The organism is Vibrio sp. 1457 (genome assembly GCF_033340195.1).
Taxonomy (GTDB): Bacteria; Pseudomonadota; Gammaproteobacteria; order Enterobacterales; family Vibrionaceae; genus Vibrio; species Vibrio alginolyticus.
Map to the genome: position 1 here is coordinate 23,876 of NZ_JAWOWA010000003.1, position 15,885 is coordinate 39,760.

Below are 15,885 nucleotides of genomic sequence, written 5' to 3' on the forward strand. Positions count from 1 at the left end.
TGATTCATTTGGCTATTACGCTAGGGTACAACAAGCCCTATAGCCATCGAGTAGTAGTGACACAGGAAAGTTCAATTCAATGCAACATTTCTCCCGCACATGTTTAGCGGCCTCTATCAGCACCGCCTTGTTTGTACCCACCACTCAAGCTGAAGCGAATATCCATGATAGTGTGCAGGAAATGCCCGCCACAGATCAATGTTTGGTCGATACAAGTGGCGAGGAGGACGCTCTTAATACCCCAGTAGTGGTAGAAGCTGACACCCTGCAAGCCATCAATGGTGACAAAGCTCAGTACTCAGGTAATGTACAAGTCACCCAAGGCCAGAAGAAAATTACCGCAGATAGCGTAACGCTGCACCAACAAGACAACGTCGTGGTTGCCGAAGGCAACGTGACTTTCAATGACGGCCAAGTCAAAGCTCGATCTGATCGTGTTACTAACGACATTAATCAAGATACGTTTTCACTTGAGAACACCGATTATCAGTTCCTTTGCCAACAAGGCCGAGGCACTGCAGCCTATATCGCTCGCACAGGTCAGTCGGTTTATGAACTCGAAGACGGCTCTATCACATCGTGCCCTCAAGGCGATAATTCATGGCGATTGGTTGCGTCAGGCATCGATGTTGACCAAGATGAAGAGACAGCGACGCTGCACCACCCTCGATTTGAAGTGTTAGATGTGCCTGTTTTCTATGTGCCGTATCTAACCATGCCAATTGGAGATACGCGTAAAACGGGTTTCCTCTTCCCTTCTTTATCGTACGGTTCTAGTGATGGTATGGAAGTCGAGGTGCCATTCTATTGGAACATCGCGCCTCAATATGACATGACACTCACCACGCTCTATATGCAGCAACGTGGTACAAAACTCGATACTGATTTCCGCTACCTAACAGATGGTTGGGGAAATGGGGAAATCAAAGGCGAATACCTCAATAGTGATCGCAAATATCAGGACGAGTCTCGTTGGGGCTACCAAGTTAAACACGACGGTATCATCAATAAACAGTGGATAGTCAAAGTCGATTACTCAAAAGTGAGTGATATTGATTACTTCCTCGATCTCGACTCCGATATTGGTAACCGTGAAGATGGTCAACTGGTTCAAGAAGGACAAGTACAATATCGTTCTGATTTCTGGGATGCTTCGTTAACCGTTCGTGACTTCCAAATCTTATTGAAAGAAGAGAACCGCCCTTATCGCCTGCTTCCTCAGTTAGACTTGAACTACTACACGCCATTGTGGGGAGACTACCTTAACTTTGACGTGAAGAGCCAAGTGAGCCGCTTCGATACCAGCGATGCTGCGCGACCAAATGCGACCCGTGTTCACATTGAACCAGGGCTTACATTACCACTCTCAAACTCATGGGCAACGTGGACATCAGAAGCGCGTGTGCTCTCTACGTATTACTCTCAAGACTTAACGGGTTTGACAGATGTAAACTTGCAAAACCAGTTGGATGATGAAGTTTCTCGTGTTATTCCTGAGTTCCGTACGCATGCGCAACTTTACTTAGAGCGAGATACAAGCTGGATCAAGGGCTACACACAAACACTGGAGCCTCAGCTACAGTACTTGTACGTACCTGAAGAAGATCAGACCAACATCTACAACTACGATACCACCTTGCTACAAACCGACTACTATGGGCTATTCCGCAGTCGTAAGTACAGTGGCATTGATAAAATCGCCTCGGCGAACCAGTTAAGCTACGGTGCGAGTACTCGCTTCTTTGATGATGACTATAAAGAGCGTCTTAACGTTTCATTTGGTCAGATTTACTACTTCGATAAAAAGACCAAACTGAGCAATAGTCCAAATCTTCCGGATGAGACCACCAATTACTCATCATGGGCGATTGAAGCTGATTTCAACTACAACGATTACTTGTTCTATCACGGTGGAATTCAATACGATATTGATTTGAGCTCCATGCAGTTGGCAAACAGTACCTTGGAATACCAATTCAACGGCGGCTTTATTCAGGGTAACTATCGCTACGTTACGCGTGAATACATCGAAGATACGATCATTCTCGAAAACCTAGACACAATTACTCGTAAAGGTATTTCTCAAGCAGGTATTGTAGCGGCCTACGAGTTCAACCCGAACTGGTCTGCGAGTGGTCAATACTACTACGACCTCAATGAAAATGCGGACCTAGAATGGTTAGCGAGCCTACGTTACCAATCTGACTGTTGGTACATTGGCGTCACTTACTCAAACCAATTGCTTGGTTGGGAAGACCAAGCTATCGGCAGCACCGGGGCATCACCTGAATACGAAAATAACTTCAGCGTTAACTTCGGTATTCAAGGCTTTGCGACCAACCAGCGTGAAGACACTGCTGTCAAAGAACTGGATGGTTCTGACAACGCGATTAAGTACGGCCGCCCATTCTATCTGAACAATTAATCAAAATAGGCGTCTTAAATGAATAAGACGCCTATTCAAAAATACTGACGGAATTTTAAATGAAAATTTGGAAATCAATCTTATTCACGACCCTACTCTCTTGCGGAGCGGTTGCAGCACCAGTAGAGATCGATAAGGTTGCGGTCATCGTGAACGACGGTGTAGTTCTACAAAGCGACATCGAAACAGCGATGAAAACGCTGCAAGCCAACGCTCGTCAAAGTGGAAAGAGCTTACCTTCTACCAGCGTGTTAAAAGAACAAGTCGTTGAAAAACTTATCATTGATACGTTGCAAGGCCAAGAAGCAGACCGTATTGGTGTGCGTATTGACGACAACCGTTTAAACCAAGCGATTGCAGAGATCGCACGTAATAATGAGCAATCGGTAGAACAACTCGCTGCTTCTGTAGAAAGTGAAGGTTTAAGCTACCCAGAATTCCGCGAACAAATTCGTAAGGAAATCGCCGCATCAGAAGCTCGCAACGCACTGGTTCGTCGCCGTATTAATATCCTTCCAGCAGAGGTCGATAGCCTTGCTGAGCAACTATCACAAGAAACCAATGCAACTGTTCAATACAAAATTGGACACATTCAACTGCGCTTCTCTGACGATAAAGAAAAATCTGCTGTAGAAGCAGAAGCTAAAGCGCTCGCGAAAAAGCTAAACGAAGGTGCAGATTTTACGGAGATGGCCTACACCTACTCTAAAGGTCCTAAAGCTTTACAAGGTGGTGATTGGGGCTGGATGCGTAAAGAAGAGATGCCAACCATCTTTGCTGATCAGATCAAGATGCAAAACAAAGGCAGCATTATTGGTCCATTCCGTAGTGGCGTTGGTTTCCACATCCTAAAAATAGAGGATGTCAAAGGCCTAGAAATGGTTGCGGTAACGGAAGTAAATGCGCGTCATATTTTGATTAAACCAACCGTGATTCTGAGCGACGAAGGGGCGAAGAAGCAACTGAATGAATTTGTACGCCGCATCAAAGCCGGTGAAGCAACGTTCGCTCAATTGGCAACACAATACAGTCAAGATCCTGGCTCGGCAGCACAAGACGGTGAACTAGGTTATCAAACACCAGATCTTTACGTGCCAGAATTCAAGCACCAAGTAGAAACTCTGCCAGTTGGCTCAATCAGCGAACCGTTCAAAACCGTTCACGGCTGGCATATCGTTGAAGTGTTGGATCGTCGCCAAGTTGACCGTACTGACTCAGCGATGAAGAACAAAGCTTACCGTATTCTATTTAACCGTAAATTTAATGAAGAAGCGGGCGCATGGATGCAAGAGCTACGCGCAAGTGCGTTTGTTGAAATCGTGGATGACAACAATGACAACTAATACAATTCGTAGAATTGTCGTAACCGCAGGGGAACCTGCGGGTATCGGCCCAGACTTAGTGCTTGCCCTATCGAAAGAAGATTGGGCGCACCAAATTGTCGTCTGTGCCGATAAGAATATGCTGACGGAGCGAGCCAAGCAGCTTGGCATCGAAGTCCAACTGTCTGATTACAATCCAGAAGAAGCACCTAAAGCACAAAAAGCGGGCACGCTTATCGTTGACCATATCCAAATATCGGAACCTGCGGTCGCAGGCGAGCTCAATGAAGCGAATGGCCACTATGTACTAAAAACGCTAGAAAGAGCGGCTTTAGGCTGTATGAATGATGAATTTGATGCTATTGTCACCGGCCCTGTTCATAAGGGGGTGATTAATCGCGCAGGTGTTGCATTCAGTGGTCATACTGAATTTTTCGCCGAGAAGTCACAAACGCCGCTAGTCGTAATGATGCTAGCAACGGAAGGACTACGCGTGGCGCTGGTTACAACACATATTCCTTTAGCTTATGTGTCCAAAGCTGTCACCGAAGAGCGATTAGAAAAAATCATCGATATTCTTCATAAAGACCTTGTAGAAAAGTTTGCTATCGCACAACCAAACATCTACGTTTGCGGGCTTAACCCTCATGCTGGCGAAGATGGCTGCTTAGGTCGTGAAGAGATCGAAACCATCACTCCAACACTGGAAAAAATTCGACAAGAAAAAGGTATCAACCTGATCGGCCCTCTGCCGACTGATACCATTTTCAATGAAAAATATTTAAATGATGCTGATGCTGTTTTAGGCATGTACCATGATCAAGTATTGCCAGTATTAAAATACAAAGGCTTTGGTCGTTCAGTAAATATTACTCTTGGTCTACCTTTTATTAGAACATCGGTGGACCACGGTACTGCATTAGATCTGGCAGGGACAGGTCAAGCGGATACAGGGAGTTTCCGAACAGCGCTCACGCATGCGATAGATTTGGTAGAGAAGAAACAATGAGAAATGATGTCCATTTAGGACACAAAGCGCGTAAACGTTTTGGTCAAAACTTCCTGAACGATCCATACATTATTGATGGAATCGTATCAGCGATTAACCCAAAACCAGGTCAAAACCTGGTTGAAATCGGTCCTGGTCTTGGTGCAATCACTGAGCCAGTAGGTCGTGAAGTAGATAAGTTCACAGTTATCGAATTAGACCGCGATCTGGCGGAACGCCTACGTACTCACCCTGAACTGGCAGATAAGTTGACCATCCATGAGGGTGACGCTATGCGTTTTGACTTCACTCAACTAGTGAAGCCAAACAACAAGCTGCGCATTTTTGGTAACTTACCGTACAACATCTCTACACCATTGATGTTCCACCTTTTCGAGTTCCATAAAGACATTCAAGACATGCACTTTATGCTGCAAAAAGAAGTGGTAAACCGCTTAGCCGCCGGCCCTGGCAGCAAAGCTTACGGCCGTTTAACGGTAATGGCTCAGTACTACTGTAAAGTGGTACCGGTACTGGAAGTACCGCCAACGGCATTCGTTCCACCACCGAAAGTGGATTCTGCCGTTGTTCGTTTAGTGCCTTACGAAGAGTTGCCATGCCCGGCGAAAGATCTGCGTTTGCTCGATCGCGTTTGTCGTGAAGGCTTTAACCAACGTCGTAAAACAGTTCGTAACTGCTACAAATCGTTGTTAAGCACAGAAGTACTAGAAGAGCTAGGTGTTAATCCAAGCATGCGTCCAGAGAACCTGACGCTAGAACAATTCGTCGCAATGGCGAACTGGCTTGCGGATAACCCGCAGCACTAAGAACTCAAACAATGAGCCAAACCCTTGTAGGTTTGGCTTATTATTATTGGGATATTACGTTTCTGAGGAGTGCACATGGACGTCATTCAACCTTGCATCAAAATTCAAGTTCACACCAAATACATCGAAGAACAGTCCAACCCAGAGCTACAACGCTACGTTTTCGCTTATATCATCACCATCAAAAACCTTAGCCAACAAACCGTACAGTTAGTGAGCCGCCGCTGGCTAATCACAGACTCGAATGGCAAGCAAATGACGGTTGAAGGTGACGGAGTGGTAGGCCAGCAGCCCTTTATTCCAAGCAATGATGAATACACGTACAGTAGCGGAACCGCGTTAGAAACCCCTGTCGGCGTTATGCAAGGACACTACAAAATGCTGGATGAGAAAGGGCAAGAGTTCATCACCGAAATTGAACCATTTCGCTTGGCTGTTCCAAATGTTTTAAATTAGTAAATTGGAGATTCAGTGGCTACCTATATTGTTGGTGACATCCAAGGCTGTTTTGATGAACTGCAGCGACTACTAGAAAAAGTATCTTTCTCTGCGAAAAAAGACCAACTTTGGCTTGCTGGTGATTTGGTCGCCAGAGGGCCTAAATCACTAGAAACGTTACGCTTTGTGAAGTCACTTGGCGCAAGCGCAATCGTGGTGCTTGGTAATCACGACCTCCATCTTCTCGCTGTGGCTCACGGGATAAAAAAGGTCAAAGACAAAGATAAAACCGCACCTATTTTCACGGCCCCCGACAAAGAGGAATTACTGACATGGCTAGCTCAGCAACCTCTATTGGCCGAGCATGACGAGTTCGTGATGTGTCACGCTGGCATATCACCGCAGTGGAATCTAAAAACAGCGAGAAAGTGTGCCCGTGAAGTTGAGCGCATCATCCAAAGTGAAGAGCTGCCTTGGCTATTAAAAAACATGTACAGCAATCAACCGGATTCCTGGGATGACTCTCTACAGGGTTTGGACCGATACCGCTATATTATCAATGCTTTTACGCGGATGCGCTTTTGTTTCCCTGATGGTCGTTTGGATATGGATTGTAAATTGCCACCGCAACAAGTTTCCGGTAACGAACTTATTCCATGGTTTGATGTGCCTAAACGTATTCACTTAAATAAAGCGGTGCTCTTTGGGCACTGGGCTGCACTACAAGGCTATATGAACAACGAAGTCATCGGGCTAGATACTGGCTGCGTTTGGGGCGGAAGCCTAACCATGATCCGTTGGGAAGATAAGAAAATTTTTACTCAGGATGCGTTAAGTTAAACACTGAATAACAGTCGATAATCCATAGTAGGAGGAATACCTGTCACTTAACACTTCCTGTAGGGTCATTCCAACGAGCCTTAACGAGACTAGGAATCTAATATCCTCGCGCTGCGAATAGATAGAAATACCTTTGACAACAAGGTACTCGTATAGAGGCTCCTGAATCTCGCTCTTTCGTCGCTTTTCAGGATGACGGTAGGTTGGGATGGCCGCTCGCTGTTACACGAACGGCATTACCGTATTAACTACGCGGTGTTAATCTCGAATTACTTTTCTAACACAGTAAAGCGCATGTTATAGGCGTTCTTCTCATCGGCTTGATACATTTCTGAGTAAGTCTCCTTAAACTCGTCTCCCCAATCTGGGAACTGAGTATCACCATCAATGGCCGCTTCAATGTGTGTTACATACAGTTTATTGGCCATAGGCAGACAAGTGGTGTAAATCGCACCACCACCAATGATCATCACTTCTTCCACATCACCTGCGACTTCCAGAGCCTGCTCAATCGATGTTACGGTAGTGACACCTTCGATCTTTAGTGTCTCATCACGGCTAATAACAATATTCAAGCGACCTGGTAAAGGGCGACCAATAGACTCATAGGTTTTGCGTCCCATCACAACCGGTTTTCCCATGGTACAACGCTTAAACCAAGCGAAATCGGCGGGAAGATGCCAAGGCATTTGATTGTCTTTGCCAATGATGCGATTGTCGGCCATCGCGGCAATCATACTAATGATCATGTTAGGTCCTTATACAATTGGTCTGCGGCGATAGAATAACAGCCCTGGAACCGCAAGACCAACAGCTAAACCTGCAATAATAAACATGGCCTTAAGAAAGTTTTCCATACAGGTTGCGACAAGCTCGGGTGAGTAGCCAACATGATTGATCTCTACCATAGCGATCATTGCTTTGTACGCAAACACACCCGGCACCATCGGGATCAAAGCAGCCACAGTAAACACTTTTGGATGCGCGAGAAAACGGTGAGACCAGTACACACCAATCATCCCAACTAACGTCGCGGCAAAAAAGGTTGCCCACTCAATAGGAATGCCAAACTGCATCATCAAGTAGCGGCTACCATGACCAATCGCGCCACCAACAGCGCAATACACTAAGGCTCTTTGTGGCACGTTAAAAACCAATGCAAATCCTACGGCGGGAATCGCCGCAAAAAACATGTCATTCAAAAGGCCAAACATCAAATCAAATAAACTCATTAGATAGCCCACCCCCAAATTCCAGTTACACTCATCGCAGCAACGATCCCCAAACATGTCGCCAACGTTAGTAAACTAGCCATCACAAATCGAGCAATGCCCATATTAATGTGGCCTTTCAACATATCTGCGACAGAGTTAATGAGTGGGAAACCAGGTACAAGCATTAATACCGACGATGCCATTGCTACGGTAGGTAGATTACCGATTTGGTAAATTTCCGCCTGTGCTGAAATTAAGGTAGTCACAAAAGCGGTCGCAGCAAAGTTCAATAGAGGGTTGAAATGACGATGACCAATTTCTTGGCGAACGATCATGCCACCAGCTGAAGCTAAAAAGGTCATGATGAATACTCCCCAATCACCACCAGCAAGATGACTGAATGCCGCACAAGACAAGCCAATCATAAACACCACCAACCAGCGGTTATAACGCTCTGGACTGATAGCGTTCAGCTTTTTCTGCGCCATGGTTGAATCGAGCAAACCACGTTCCATCATGATACAGATTCGTTGAATTTGCGTAATAACGCGCATATTGATGCCACGATCAGCGCAGCTTCGGGTGGTGGTGATGCAATGCCCATCCATTACCGTCGTCACAACCAATGCATTAGCTGATAGTGCTACCGCAACTTCATTCACCCCACAAGCAAGGCCAATACGACGCATAATATCGCTCACAAGAGTACTTTCAGCACCATGAGCGAGTAGCATTTGTCCGGCTTGGGCGACAAGACGAGAAATCGATCGTTGAGTAGATACCGCCAACTCTCTATGCGGTATGGTTTCTAGAGTCATAAATAAGTCTAATTCCTTTTAGGGTGTTACTCATTCATACGCGCGAGGGCCAAACTAACCCTCAAAAAACACGACGTATCGGTTATTGTGCCGTAAATCACATCACCTAAATATGATTTAGATACAAAAAAAGCCGCAATAGATAATTGCGGCTTAATGAATTATAGGCAAACAGGCATTGTTTGACCGTTCTGATTAGTCACGAACGTAGACAACGTGACCGTCATCTTCTTCATCGTCCCAGTCATCCCAATCGTCGTCGTCATCTTCAGTGATAACGTCTTTACCCGCCATCGCATCTTTATGGTAATCATCCCACATGAAGTTAACTTTATCTTCTTCAGCCACTTCTTCCTCTTCGCGAGGTAGGTTATCCATAAAGTCAGCCAGTTTGTAACAAAGCTCTTTAGTACCGTTACGATTGATCGCCGAGATCTTAAAGTACTCGTCTTCCCAACCTAGTGCGTCTAAGATTTCTTGGATCTTCTCATTCGCTTCTTCTTCAGGCATTAGATCAACTTTGTTGAACACTAACCAGCGCGGCTTACTTGCCAGTTTCTCGCTGTATTGTTCTAGTTCATCAATGATCGTCAATGCATTTTGCACCGGATCGGACTGATCAATTGGCATAATATCGATCATGTGCAGCAACACTCGACAACGCTCTAAGTGCTTCAAGAATCGAATACCAAGGCCAGCGCCATCTGCTGCACCCTCGATCAAACCAGGGATGTCTGCAACAACAAAACTTTTCTCTGGTACGACACTTACGACACCCAAGCTTGGGATCAAAGTCGTGAATGGGTAATCAGCGACTTTCGGTTTTGCTGCTGATACTGCGCGGATAAAGGTTGATTTACCGGCATTAGGTAGACCAAGCATACCCACATCAGCAAGAAGCAATAGCTCAAGGCGAATTTCGCGTACTTCACCTTTTGTACCCAATGTTCTCTGACGAGGCGCGCGGTTTACTGAAGATTTGAAACGCGTGTTACCTAGACCGTGCCAACCGCCTTTTGCGATCATCACTTTCTTACCGTGTTCAGCAACTTCCGCCACGATTTCATTTGTGTGGATATCCACAGCGCGCGTACCCACAGGTACACGAAGAACGATGTCTTTACCACGCTTACCTGTACAGTTACCACCGCGACCGTTTTCACCACGCTCAGCTTCGTAGAAGCGCTGGAAACGGTAATCAATCAGGGTATTTAGGTTTTCATCGGCTTGGATATAAACATCACCACCGTCACCGCCATCACCGCCATCAGGGCCACCTTTAGTGATGAATTTTTCACGCCAGAAACTGACAACGCCACTACCGCCATCACCAGCCTGAACTTTTACTACCGCTTCATCTACGAACTTCATCTTTTACTCCGACTACTTCGTGCGTGGATTAAATCTTACTATGTCATCCGACAATTTTAGCAGATGACAGATCTAAGCTCCCAGATTCAAATCGCTTAGGATCTTAGCGAGAAACTTCGATATGTCGACTGCCACAAATAAAAAACCCCGCCGATTCGGCAGGGCTTTTGAATTCAGCTTAAAGCTATTAAGTAATTTGGTTAAAAACCTAATTACTCAGCTTCGATGCTTACAAACTTACGGTTCTTAGGACCTTTCACTTCGAACTTCACTTTACCTTCAGTAAGAGCGAATAGAGTGTGGTCTTTACCGATACCTACGTTGTTACCAGCGTGGAACTTAGTACCACGTTGACGAACGATGATGTTACCTGCAAGTACAGATTCACCACCGAAACGCTTAACACCTAGACGTTTGCTTTCTGAATCGCGGCCGTTACGAGTAGAACCACCAGCTTTTTTGTGTGCCATTGTTAAACTCTCCTAATAGATTAAGCGTTGATACCAGTGATCTTCACTTCAGTGAACCACTGACGGTGACCCTGTTGCTTACGAGAGTGCTTACGACGACGGAACTTAACGATTTTAACTTTATCGCCACGACCGTGTTGTACAACTTCAGCAACAATTTTGCCGCCCTCTACAAGAGGAGCACCAACTTTGATGTCTTCGCCGTTAGCAACAAGAAGAACTTTATCAAATTCTACAGTTGCACCAGTTTCAACGTCTAATTTCTCTAAACGAAGAGTTTGACCTTCGCTTACACGGTGTTGTTTACCACCAGATTGGAAAACAGCGTACATATTTTACTCCGCTTTTTCCGCACAGCCTTTCTTGAGGGTGTGCGCTAAACTAATCATCAATAGGGCGCAGATTCTACAGAATAGATGCTCCTATGACAAGCCATATTTTGAAAAAATTGGCGAAAAGCTAATCGCCAAAGAAAAGTGCGGCAATCATGCCCTTTAGTAATGTATTAATCAACGTTTTTTAGTGTATTATTCGACAATTATATAAATCGAATAAGCCTTGCAGGGTCTAACTTCAGCCGGATATACGATGGATTTTAAAACTATCCAAGCGCTTACTGCCGATGACATGGCAAAAGTGAATGAAACAATTCAAGCCCAACTTAATTCTGATGTCTCTTTAATCAACCAGCTCGGTTTTTATATCGTGAGTGGTGGAGGCAAACGTCTAAGACCGCTTTTAGCGATACTGTCAGCCCGTGCACTTGGTTACCAAGGCAATGGTCATACAATGGCAGCTGCGTTTATTGAGTTCATCCATACAGCGACTTTGCTGCATGATGACGTGGTAGATGAATCAGACATGCGCCGTGGTAAAGCCACTGCGAATGCAGCATTTGGCAATGCGGCTAGCGTATTAGTTGGGGACTTTATCTATACACGCTCATTTCAGATGATGACGGAACTAGGATCCATGAAGATCCTTAAACTAATGAGCAATGCCGTAAACGTGATCGCCGAAGGTGAAGTACAGCAGTTGATGAACTGTAACGACCCTGACACGACAGAAGAAAGCTACATGCAAGTCATCTACTCTAAGACTGCGCGCTTATTTGAATCCGCAACTCAAATCGGTGCAATCTTAAATGATGCTCCTGAGCATGTGGAAATCGCAATGCAAAATTACGGTAAGTATCTAGGCACTGCGTTTCAGCTCATTGATGACGTCATGGATTACACTTCTGATGGCGAAGACATGGGTAAAAATGTGGGTGATGACTTGGCCGAAGGCAAGCCAACTTTACCTCTACTCCATGCTATGCGTAATACCACACCAGAAAACGCCATCATGATTCGTGAAGCAATTGAGAAAGCGAATGGCATGGATCGCTTAGAAGAAATTCTTGCGGTCATGAAAAAAGCAGGCTCTCTGGAGTACACAACGCAAAAAGCTCTAGAAGAAGCAGACAAAGCAATCGCAGAACTATCAGTGTTGCCAGAGTCTGAATACAAACAAGCGCTTGTTACTTTGGCTCATGTCGCAGTACAACGCACGAAGTAATCAATAGCTACCCATAACGCAAGGCTTATAGCTAAAAGGAAGAGCATGCTCTTCCTTTTTTACGTTTGATACCTAATGACGACGCCCGAGACGCTAGTAATATCTGTCACTACCGCCATGCAGTTGTGGATCATCTTCTATTTCATCAAAGCTAACGGCGAGCTGCTGTTCAGTCCCTTGTTTGGACAACAATACCGTCTCTGCTTCATGGTCGACCACTAATATCGTACCGACGCCTTGTTGGCACTCAACAACCATGCCTTTACGGATTCGACTCGCTTCCATCATCTTCTCCTTCACTACGTCGTTTTATTCGATCATTTTTACGAAGTTGAGAAATCAAGGATCAAAAAAGCCGATCAAAATGATCGGCTTTCTTCTTATATAGGCTTTCTAGATTACTTTGCGAATTCAACACCAATGTTGATGTCGCCATTTAGTGTTTCTAGCATACCGTCTAATGCAGACTTTTCGTAATCGCTGAGTTTGCCGTAGCTTAGTACTTCTTCAACGCCTTCTTTACCCAGTTTCACAGGTTGCGCGAAGTACGTCGCGTGTTCGCCGTCGCCTTCAACGTAAGCGCACTCAACTACGCCTTCTTCACCTTGAAGAGCACGAACCAGAGACAGACCAAAGCGACATGCAGCTTGGCCCATTGATAGTGTTGCACTACCACCACCCGCTTTCGCTTCTACAACTTCAGTACCTGCATTTTGAATACGTTTCGTTAATGCTTCTACTTCTTCAGCTGTAAACTCAACACCTTCTACTTGAGACAGTAGAGGTAAGATCGTTACGCCAGAGTGACCACCAATAACTGGCACGCGAACGTCACCTGGATCTTTGTCTTTTAGCTCAGCAACAAACGTTTCTGAACGGATAACATCCAACGTTGTTACACCAAATAGACGACGCTTATCATAAACACCCGCTTTTTTAAGAACTTCAGCAGCAATTGGCACTGTTGTATTTACAGGGTTTGTGATGATACCAACACAAGCTTTCGGACAAACAACCGCAATCTTCTCCGCTAGCGATTTAACGATACCAGCGTTTACATTAAATAGATCCGCACGATCCATACCTGGCTTACGCGCAACACCAGCAGAAATTAGCACAACATCCGCGCCTTCTAGTGCTGGAGTAGGATCTTCACCAGCGTAACCTTTGATAGAAACTGGCGTAGGGATGTGGCTAAGATCAGCGGCCACACCAGGAGTTACTGGAGCAATATCATATAGGGCTAGATCAGAACCAGCAGGAAGACGGTTCTTAAGTAGAAGGGCCAGGGCTTGACCGATGCCACCAGCGGCACCAATAACGGCTACTTTCATGTAGTTCTCCTTGAGAGTATTTCTCTTATAAACGTATTCGTAGGGTAGTTTGTAACCAACTTAAATAAAGCTATCGGAATCACAACTTGATTACAATCAATTAACGCTAGCTTTGCGACCTCGCGCAACTCGCTGTTACCGTGCTACAAATGGGGCTTGGATTATTCTTTTATTCTGTTGAAATGACAAGGAATTCAAGAAAACAGATACAGCCCTACTTCAGCGCGCTAAAGAATTCTATGTGGTATATAGTTTACAGTGACGCATCTAACATAATCCTGGGACTCTTTGGCATCGCCTGAATATATATGCGAGAATATGCAAAATTGCTGACCCGTAATAAGAGATTTGTAATGACTATGCGCAATTCAGAAAAACAAGACAACTTAGTTCGCGCCTTTAAAGCCCTGTTAAAAGAAGAAAGCTTTGGCTCACAGGGCGAGATTGTTGACGCACTCAAACAGCAAGGATTTGAGAGTATCAACCAATCTAAAGTCTCACGTATGCTGACTAAATTTGGCGCTGTCCGTACGCGCAATGCAAAAATGGAAATGGTTTACTGTCTTCCTGCTGAGCTAGGTGTCCCAACAGTCAGCAGCTCTCTGCGTGAACTAGTACTAGACATCGATCGTAACGCAGCGTTAGTGGTAATTCACACTGGCCCAGGTGCAGCACAGTTGATTGCTCGCTTGCTTGATTCACTCGGTAAATCCGAAGGTATTCTTGGTGTTGTCGCAGGTGACGATACCATTTTCATTACGCCAACCATGGCAATTACGACTGAGCAACTCTTCAAATCAGTGTGCGAGCTGTTCGAATATACTGGTTAAGTTCTATAAAGCTTCAATCAGCTAACTCATTGTGGGTTATAAAAGAAGTCTCATTTTGTAGCCCATAATTTATGTAAATTTTTTGCTTACTCCGCTCATTCTTCAACCATCCATTTTGTGATTAACATCACGCAATTGATCTTTTTCATTTCAGTCACTAAACGTTAATTAAGCAATTGTTTTAAAAAGAATTAAATCACAAATTGAATCCTATCCCCTGATACAAAATTCAGACTTATCAACTATAACATTTAACAATTGGATAATTTTCTGCCAATTTTTTGTTATGATTCGCTCGCTTTTTCAAACGATTGGATTGAAAAAGGTGCCGTTTCCAAATAGGAAACTCCAGAAGTGATTTATGGTTATTTCCGGGTAAATAATGAATATAAGGAAGGGAAATTCATGGCATTTAACAAACTTCTCAAAGTAGGCGCTATCGCTGCAGCCGTAATGGGCGCAGGCGCAGTTAACGCTCAAGAGTTTATTACCATCGGTACTGGCTCTGTGACAGGTGTTTACTACCCAACTGGTGGTGCTATCTGTAAGTTGGTAAATAAAGGTCGTAAAGACCACAACATCCGTTGTTCAGTAGAATCGACTGGTGGCTCAATTTACAACGTTAACACTATCCGTGCAGGCGAATTAGATTTTGGTATCGTGCAATCGGATTGGCAGTACCACGGCTACAACGGTACGAGCAAGTTTGAAGAACAAGGCCCGTACAAGAAGCTACGCGCAATGTTCTCTCTTCATACAGAACCTTTCAACATCATTGCGCGTGCAGATTCAGGTATTGAAAACGTTGAAGACCTGAAAGGTAAGCGCGTAAACATCGGTAATCCAGGCTCTGGTGACCGTGCAACGATGGGCGTTGTCATGGAAGCGATGGGTTGGACAAACGACAGCTTCAAGTTGGCGTCTGAGCTAAAAGGCTCTGAACGCTCTCAGGCACTTTGTGATAACAAAATTGACGCCTTCATTTACATGGTCGGCCACCCGAACGGTTCAATCAAAGAAGCAACCACATCATGTGATGCGAAGCTAGTTTCAGCAACAGGCCCTAAAATCGATAAAATTGTTGCCGACAACCCATACTACGCCTTTAGCTCAGTACCGGCTGGTATGTACCGCGGTACAGACAAAGACGTAAACAGCTTTGGTGTTGCAGCAACAATGGTAACGACCTCTGATGTTTCAGACGATGTCGCTTACAACGTGGCAAAAGCTGTGTTTGAAAACTTTGATACCTTCAAACGTCTACACCCTGCATTCGCAAACTTGAAGAAAGAAGACATGGTGAAAGCTGGTCTTTCTATTCCTCTTCACCCAGGTGCAGAAAAATACTACAAAGAAATGGGTCTAATTAAGTAATTTCCTCAGACTCTACATACAGGCAGGAAAGAATATTTTCTGCCTGTTTGAGCATACAGGTTGTAGCACGTTCT

General features: G+C 44.9%; 17 protein-coding genes. 9 read left to right on the forward strand and 8 right to left on the reverse strand.

Features of this window, described 5'->3' with window-relative positions; all coding sequences use genetic code 11:
• The first annotated feature begins 79 nt into the window (after positions 1-79).
• From lptD to apaH, 6 genes are all read left to right on the forward strand, one after another.
• Entirely contained in the window at positions 80-2,425 is a 2,346-nt protein-coding gene (gene lptD / locus R7Z41_RS03700) for an LPS assembly protein LptD (RefSeq protein ID WP_206970485.1), read from the forward strand.
• Positions 2,426-2,484: 59 nt separating this feature from the next.
• Positions 2,485-3,768, forward strand: a complete 1,284-nt coding sequence (gene surA, locus R7Z41_RS03705; protein WP_206970486.1) for a peptidylprolyl isomerase SurA — start codon at positions 2,485-2,487, stop codon at positions 3,766-3,768.
• Positions 3,758-4,756 (forward strand): 4-hydroxythreonine-4-phosphate dehydrogenase PdxA, encoded by a 999-nt coding sequence (gene pdxA, locus R7Z41_RS03710; RefSeq protein ID WP_225478109.1) that lies wholly within the window; start codon positions 3,758-3,760, stop codon positions 4,754-4,756. Before surA ends, pdxA begins: the two co-directional genes overlap by 11 nt.
• Positions 4,753-5,562 carry a 16S rRNA (adenine(1518)-N(6)/adenine(1519)-N(6))-dimethyltransferase RsmA gene (gene rsmA, locus R7Z41_RS03715; protein WP_005379669.1) on the forward strand — a complete coding sequence of 270 codons (810 nt, stop codon included), beginning with the start codon at positions 4,753-4,755 and terminating at the stop codon, positions 5,560-5,562. The genes pdxA and rsmA overlap by 4 nt, the downstream gene beginning before the upstream one ends.
• 75 nt (positions 5,563-5,637) lie before the next feature.
• A complete protein-coding gene (gene apaG, locus R7Z41_RS03720; RefSeq protein WP_005379668.1) occupies positions 5,638-6,018 on the forward strand; it encodes a Co2+/Mg2+ efflux protein ApaG in 381 nt (126 codons plus the stop codon).
• 15 nt (positions 6,019-6,033) lie between these two features.
• Positions 6,034-6,840: a bis(5'-nucleosyl)-tetraphosphatase (symmetrical) ApaH gene (gene apaH / locus R7Z41_RS03725; RefSeq protein WP_047101938.1), complete on the forward strand. Its 807-nt coding sequence runs from the start codon at positions 6,034-6,036 to the stop codon at positions 6,838-6,840.
• A 269-nt stretch (positions 6,841-7,109) separates the two neighbouring features.
• Here the strand turns inward: apaH and folA are convergent, their stop codons facing one another.
• The 6 genes from folA to rplU form a co-directional block, all read right to left on the reverse strand.
• A complete protein-coding gene (gene folA, locus R7Z41_RS03730; RefSeq protein WP_005379666.1) occupies positions 7,110-7,589 on the reverse strand; it encodes a type 3 dihydrofolate reductase in 480 nt (159 codons plus the stop codon).
• A 9-nt stretch (positions 7,590-7,598) separates the two neighbouring features.
• A complete protein-coding gene (locus tag R7Z41_RS03735) occupies positions 7,599-8,072 on the reverse strand; it encodes a threonine/serine exporter family protein (RefSeq protein ID WP_005379665.1) in 474 nt (157 codons plus the stop codon).
• Positions 8,072-8,872, reverse strand: coding sequence for a threonine/serine exporter family protein (locus R7Z41_RS03740; protein WP_065274127.1), 801 nt, complete (start codon positions 8,870-8,872; stop codon positions 8,072-8,074). The genes R7Z41_RS03735 and R7Z41_RS03740 overlap by 1 nt, the downstream gene beginning before the upstream one ends.
• A 195-nt stretch (positions 8,873-9,067) precedes the next feature.
• Complete coding sequence (gene cgtA / locus R7Z41_RS03745) at positions 9,068-10,243, reverse strand: Obg family GTPase CgtA (protein WP_005383091.1); 1,176 nt, start codon at positions 10,241-10,243, stop codon at positions 9,068-9,070.
• Positions 10,244-10,455: 212 nt separating this feature from the next.
• Positions 10,456-10,713, reverse strand: coding sequence for a 50S ribosomal protein L27 (gene rpmA, locus R7Z41_RS03750; protein ID WP_005383095.1), 258 nt, complete (start codon positions 10,711-10,713; stop codon positions 10,456-10,458).
• Positions 10,714-10,733: 20 nt separating this feature from the next.
• Positions 10,734-11,045 (reverse strand): 50S ribosomal protein L21, encoded by a 312-nt coding sequence (gene rplU, locus R7Z41_RS03755; protein WP_005383096.1) that lies wholly within the window; start codon positions 11,043-11,045, stop codon positions 10,734-10,736.
• Positions 11,046-11,301: 256 nt separating this feature from the next.
• Here rplU and ispB point away from each other — a divergent pair, with 256 nt between their 5' ends.
• Complete coding sequence (gene ispB, locus R7Z41_RS03760) at positions 11,302-12,273, forward strand: octaprenyl diphosphate synthase (protein WP_047101929.1); 972 nt, start codon at positions 11,302-11,304, stop codon at positions 12,271-12,273.
• Positions 12,274-12,366: 93 nt separating this feature from the next.
• On the opposite strand, the gene R7Z41_RS03765 is transcribed toward ispB, so the two are convergent.
• Positions 12,367-12,558: a hypothetical protein gene (locus R7Z41_RS03765; RefSeq protein WP_005379661.1), complete on the reverse strand. Its 192-nt coding sequence runs from the start codon at positions 12,556-12,558 to the stop codon at positions 12,367-12,369.
• 113 nt (positions 12,559-12,671) lie between these two features.
• On the reverse strand, positions 12,672-13,607 hold the full coding sequence (gene mdh, locus R7Z41_RS03770) for a malate dehydrogenase (protein ID WP_005379660.1): 936 nt from the start codon (positions 13,605-13,607) through the stop codon (positions 12,672-12,674).
• A 359-nt stretch (positions 13,608-13,966) separates the two neighbouring features.
• On the opposite strand from mdh, the gene argR reads away from it, so the two are divergent.
• Both argR and R7Z41_RS03780 read left to right on the forward strand, forming a co-directional pair.
• Positions 13,967-14,437 (forward strand): transcriptional regulator ArgR, encoded by a 471-nt coding sequence (argR, locus tag R7Z41_RS03775; RefSeq protein WP_005379659.1) that lies wholly within the window; start codon positions 13,967-13,969, stop codon positions 14,435-14,437.
• Between the two features lie 405 nt (positions 14,438-14,842).
• Positions 14,843-15,811 (forward strand): TAXI family TRAP transporter solute-binding subunit, encoded by a 969-nt coding sequence (locus R7Z41_RS03780; RefSeq protein ID WP_005379657.1) that lies wholly within the window; start codon positions 14,843-14,845, stop codon positions 15,809-15,811.
• Positions 15,812-15,885: the final 74 nt, after the last annotated feature.

What these genes read in the sequence shown, in the direction of transcription:
- lptD (WP_206970485.1), top strand. Translation starts at nt 80, where the DNA reads ATGCAACATTTCTCCCGCACATGTTTAGCGGCCTCTATCAGCACCGCC.
- surA (WP_206970486.1), top strand. Translation starts at nt 2,485, where the DNA reads ATGAAAATTTGGAAATCAATCTTATTCACGACCCTACTCTCTTGCGGA.
- pdxA (WP_225478109.1), top strand. Translation starts at nt 3,758, where the DNA reads ATGACAACTAATACAATTCGTAGAATTGTCGTAACCGCAGGGGAACCT.
- rsmA (WP_005379669.1), top strand. Translation starts at nt 4,753, where the DNA reads ATGAGAAATGATGTCCATTTAGGACACAAAGCGCGTAAACGTTTTGGT.
- apaG (WP_005379668.1), top strand. Translation starts at nt 5,638, where the DNA reads ATGGACGTCATTCAACCTTGCATCAAAATTCAAGTTCACACCAAATAC.
- folA (WP_005379666.1), bottom strand. Translation starts at nt 7,589, where the DNA reads ATGATCATTAGTATGATTGCCGCGATGGCCGACAATCGCATCATTGGC.
- R7Z41_RS03735 (WP_005379665.1), bottom strand. Translation starts at nt 8,072, where the DNA reads ATGAGTTTATTTGATTTGATGTTTGGCCTTTTGAATGACATGTTTTTT.
- R7Z41_RS03740 (WP_065274127.1), bottom strand. Translation starts at nt 8,872, where the DNA reads ATGACTCTAGAAACCATACCGCATAGAGAGTTGGCGGTATCTACTCAA.
- cgtA (WP_005383091.1), bottom strand. Translation starts at nt 10,243, where the DNA reads ATGAAGTTCGTAGATGAAGCGGTAGTAAAAGTTCAGGCTGGTGATGGC.
- rpmA (WP_005383095.1), bottom strand. Translation starts at nt 10,713, where the DNA reads ATGGCACACAAAAAAGCTGGTGGTTCTACTCGTAACGGCCGCGATTCA.
- rplU (WP_005383096.1), bottom strand. Translation starts at nt 11,045, where the DNA reads ATGTACGCTGTTTTCCAATCTGGTGGTAAACAACACCGTGTAAGCGAA.
- ispB (WP_047101929.1), top strand. Translation starts at nt 11,302, where the DNA reads ATGGATTTTAAAACTATCCAAGCGCTTACTGCCGATGACATGGCAAAA.
- R7Z41_RS03765 (WP_005379661.1), bottom strand. Translation starts at nt 12,558, where the DNA reads ATGGAAGCGAGTCGAATCCGTAAAGGCATGGTTGTTGAGTGCCAACAA.
- mdh (WP_005379660.1), bottom strand. Translation starts at nt 13,607, where the DNA reads ATGAAAGTAGCCGTTATTGGTGCCGCTGGTGGCATCGGTCAAGCCCTG.
- argR (WP_005379659.1), top strand. Translation starts at nt 13,967, where the DNA reads ATGCGCAATTCAGAAAAACAAGACAACTTAGTTCGCGCCTTTAAAGCC.
- R7Z41_RS03780 (WP_005379657.1), top strand. Translation starts at nt 14,843, where the DNA reads ATGGCATTTAACAAACTTCTCAAAGTAGGCGCTATCGCTGCAGCCGTA.